The 4,051-nt window shown below is 62.3% G+C and carries 3 protein-coding genes and 2 pseudogenes; 1 reads left to right on the top strand and 4 read right to left on the bottom strand.

Going from position 1 to position 4,051, the window contains the following annotated elements:
- The first annotated feature begins 97 nt into the window (after nucleotides 1-97).
- Entirely contained in the window at nucleotides 98-1,186 is a 1,089-nt protein-coding gene (locus JSE7799_RS13570; protein ID WP_055664096.1) for an IS4 family transposase, read from the top strand.
- A gap of 208 nt (nucleotides 1,187-1,394) precedes the next feature.
- On the opposite strand, the gene JSE7799_RS13565 is transcribed toward JSE7799_RS13570, so the two are convergent.
- The 4 genes and pseudogenes from JSE7799_RS13565 to JSE7799_RS13550 all read right to left on the bottom strand — a co-directional run.
- A complete protein-coding gene (locus JSE7799_RS13565; RefSeq protein WP_144431710.1) occupies nucleotides 1,395-1,805 on the bottom strand; it encodes a hypothetical protein in 411 nt (136 codons plus the stop codon).
- Nucleotides 1,806-1,858: 53 nt separating this feature from the next.
- Nucleotides 1,859-2,251 (bottom strand): hypothetical protein, encoded by a 393-nt coding sequence (locus JSE7799_RS13560; protein WP_055664094.1) that lies wholly within the window; start codon nucleotides 2,249-2,251, stop codon nucleotides 1,859-1,861.
- Between the two features lie 392 nt (nucleotides 2,252-2,643).
- A pseudogene (gene istB, locus JSE7799_RS13555) lies at nucleotides 2,644-3,410 on the bottom strand (IS21-like element helper ATPase IstB).
- Nucleotides 3,407-3,934, bottom strand: a pseudogene (locus JSE7799_RS13550) (Mu transposase domain-containing protein); the annotation flags it as partial. The pseudogenes JSE7799_RS13550 and istB, both read right to left, overlap by 4 nt.
- Between the last annotated feature and the right edge of the window lie 117 nt (nucleotides 3,935-4,051).

Below are 4,051 nucleotides of genomic sequence, written 5' to 3'. Positions count from 1 at the left end.
AGAAGGCCAGACTACACGACACAGCCGTTTTTGGGGTGGCCGAGACCGGCAAGANNGATTCTTCTGGTGGACTCGACCTCGCCAAAGGAACGGTCCCTTGAATATCCGTGCTCTCGCCGATCTCCAGAAAACGCTAACTCCGCATGTGCCGTTGGGCAAGTCACGGCTCGAGACGCTCTGCATGATCCTGCTTGGCATGATCAGCGCCCGAACGGTGAACCTGACGCATATCGCGAGCGAGCGGCCAAGTCGCGCCATGGTTGCATCGACCTATCGCCGTCTGCAACGCTTCTTCCAACACGTGTGCCTGCCCGAGGATTGGAGCGTGGGCATCGTGATCTCGCTGCTCGGCAACCCTCGCCCTTGGCATCTGTGTCTTGACCGCACCAACTGGAAGATCGGCAAGACCGACGTTAACGTCCTCGTGTTGGCCGTCATCACGGCCAGGTTCCGTGTCCCGTTGATGTGGACCATGCTCCCGCATTCCGGCAACAGCACGACCGCTCAGCGCATCGCGCTGATGAAGCGGTATCTCGCGTATTTCGACGCCTCAACCGTTCGGATGCTGCTGGCGGATCGCGAGTTCATCGGTCAGGAATGGTTCACTTTTCTCGTCGAGCAGGAGATCCCCTTCGCGATCCGCATGAAGGAGGGCCAGATAGTCCGTACCAACGGCCGCGAGCTGAACCTGCGCTCCCTGCTGTCACGGTGCAGGGGTGTGCGGGGCTTCACGGCCGTCCTGCCTGGCAGAGCGAGTCACCCTGACCTCGAGCTCCACTTCGGTGCGCGCCGTATCAAGGGCGGCGAGCTTCTCGTGGTGGCTTCGCCCTATCCAGCCACTGGCGCGCACATCCTGCGGCAGTACAAGAAGCGCTGGCTCATCGAGTGCCTGTTCGCCGACAGCAAGACGCGGGGGCTGAACCTGGAGGACACCCGCCTGACGCTCGCGTCCAAGTTGTCTCTGCTCATCGCCATAACCGCTATTGCCATCGCCCTCATCTGCCGTGCTGCAGCCCAGCTCATGGGACACAAATACCCCGCCCGGAAGAAGCACGGATACTGCTCGAAATCCTGGTTCCGGACCGGCTTCGATGAGGTCCGACGATGGATGCGGTCCGGTCCCGAAACGCCTCTCGTCGCCCGAAATCTCGTCGTCCCGAGACGGCTGCGGGTGGGAGTCGTGTAGTCTGCTCCGGAGCAATGAGATGCACCCAACCCATTGATATGAATTAAAACTTTCTTTCGTTTTGGGCTTCATTTCCGTCAAGTGGCGTGTCGAAGTGAGCAGCAGGGAGATGGTGATCGACACGCCAGCCTCCGGTGATCCATCCGGCGGCTGGGACCCGTGAGGGTCCTCAATAAGGGTGGCACCCGCAGACGGGCGCCACCGTGGCTCAGGCGTCCAGAAGCTCGTCAGCAACGCGCATTGCACGCACGCCGTAGAGCACCGCAGTGATTGCCTCTCGCGCGCTTTGCAGATCATTGGCGCACCGGATGAGAGCGTGCGTCTCCTCGTCGGCGTAGAGGACTTCGTAGCCGCCGCGATTGTGGTTTTCGTCCGCCTCCCACCCGATATACATCTCGGATTTGATTTTCGCGGCGAGCGATCCAAGAAACGTGCCCAGATCATCGGCGAATGCGCCTTCGAAGATCTCGGCTCTCTCGAGTCGTCGAGCGATATCCTGCGGAAACGTCCGCCTCGCCGGCGGCCAGGCAGGTATTACGGTGTCGCGCAGGCCTTGGGCGGCAATCTCTGCTTCCGCAATGGCGGCCGCGACGAGGCCGATCAGAAGATTGTTCGTCATCTGGGCTCCACCGAAGAGATCGGCGTTGCGGGCGGCAGATACATTTGTCGCGCTCATGCCGCCACCTGCTGTGCGAGGATCGGCTCCAGCGCGCGACGATAGGTATCCAACACGTCGTCGAGACCGTCTGCGAGCAGGCAAATCTCTTCGACGATCGGACTTGCAGGGTCGAGCATCGCAAAGCGCGCGGCTTCGATCCTATCGGGATCGTGCACGTTCTCGAGCATCAACAGATCGAGCAGATCGTCGAGAGCGCACATGGTGCGTCGCGGGGGTGTGCCAGGCGTGTCGAAGTCGTCGAGGACAGACTGCGCCAATCGGATGCCAGGCTGGCCGCCCAGCAACGCGGCCGCGTTGAGCAGCCCGTCGTGGTGTTCGCCGAGATAGGCTCGCAAGCCATCGAGTGCGGACGAAGGGGCGGTGAAGGTTGTGATGTCGTCGAACATGGTGTCTCCCGTTTCGGGGTTTCCGGATCGATGTCCGGGTCAATCGTTCGTTCGATCACCGTCGTCTCTGTCTTTCGCGCCTTTCGGTTCATCCATTCGTGCCGGCTCTCGCCAAGAGGAGCCGGCACGAATGGATGGGCCCGCGCGCCCTCCGTCTTCTGTTCGCCGCAAGCGGCACGATGGACCTGCCCCATTCGGCAACGCCGATGGCGTCGATGGGAGAGGTCGAGGAGAGGGTCCTCCTCTTGTCAACGGCGGAGTAAAAACCGGCCACGCGGCGGCGCAAAACCAGGCCAGCGACAGGGCGCCAAGCGCCATGGCGCGCGCGCTTGCCGCATAGCTGGCGCGTGCCATGGCGCATTGGCCCGCAGGGCCAATCCTGTGGCGGGTGATCAGGTTCTGGCTTGGGCCTTTCGGGCGCGGCTTTGGCCGAGCCGATAGCTGTCGCCGTTCATCTCGAGGATGTTGACGTGGTGTGTCAGCCTGTCGAGCAGTGCGCCGGTCAGGCGTTCGGTGCCGAAGGTTTCGGTCCATTCGTCGAACGGCAGGTTGCTGGTGATCATCGTGGAGCCGCGCTCATAGCGCTGCGAGATCAGCTCGAACAAGAGCTCTGCGCCGGTCTTGCTCAGCGGCACGAAGCCCAGTTCGTCGATGATGAGCAGCTTGACGGCGGCCTGCTGCTTTTGCAGGCGGAGCAGACGGCGCTCGTCGCGCGCCTCCATCAGCTCGTTGACTAGGGTCGCGGCGGTGGTGAAGCTGACCGACAGCCCTTTCTGGCAGGCGGCCAACCCCAACCCGAGGGCAACATGGGTCTTGCCCGTGCCGCTCGGGCCGAGGGCGATGACGTTCTCGCGCCGATTTATCCACTCACACCGGGCAAGCTCCAGCACCTGCATCTTGTTGAGCTTCGGGATTGCCTTGAACTCGAAGCTGTCCAGGCTCTTGGTGGCCGGGAACTTCGCGGCCTTGATGCGGCGCTCGATCATTCGCCGCTCGCGGTCGATCAGTTCCAGCTCGACCAGACGCGCCAGGAACTGGACATGATCCAGCCCCTCGGCGGCGCACTGGCGGGCGAGCTTTTCATACTCCCGCGAGGCAAGGTAGGCAGCTTCAACGTCTTCAGATGCTCCGCGAGCAGGATCTTCGGGGTGTCGGTCATGCCGCATCCTCCGACAGCAGAGACATGTAGCTGGCCGCCGAGGTGGTCGCGACATCGGCACGCGGCAGGTAGGGGTAGACGTCGAGGTCGAGCTTCGGCGGCCGCCTCTCGACCTGACAGAGAACGAGGTGCTTGACCGCATCGAAGCCGACCGCGCCCAGTTGCAGGGCCTTCTTCACGGCGGCATGGAGATCGACGATGTCGAAGGTCTCCAGAAGGCGCAGAACCTGGACATACTCGCGGCGTCCCGCCTTGATCATCCGCGCTTCCATCAGGCGGCGCAGGGTCGCAAACTCCGGCGGCAAGTCCCATTCCGCCAGAGGTGCTGCCTGATCCAAAGCGTTGATCTTGCGCTCGATTAGCGGCAGGTAATGCATTGGATCAAAGACCATGTCCTCGCGACCGTAGCAGCGGGGATGGCGTGCGATGACTTCACCACCGCAGCCGATAACGACCTGATCGACATAGCCCCTGATCCAGACGTCGCGGTGGCCGTAAGCAACCGGCACGGAATAAGGTACTGTACCCTCAGGTCTGGAAATTCGCTTGAGACGCGGGGCGTGAGCTCGTGCTGGGGCGCCTCCAGCACAAGCTGCCCATTCTGGTATTCCATGGCCTTGCAACACAACCATGGAGAAGAA

The sequence above is a fragment of the Jannaschia seosinensis genome, from assembly GCF_001408515.1.
In the GTDB taxonomy this organism is placed as follows: domain Bacteria; phylum Pseudomonadota; class Alphaproteobacteria; order Rhodobacterales; family Rhodobacteraceae; genus Jannaschia; species Jannaschia seosinensis.
Note: the sequence above shows the minus strand (reverse complement) of the source record. Positions and strands in the feature narration are given on the sequence as shown.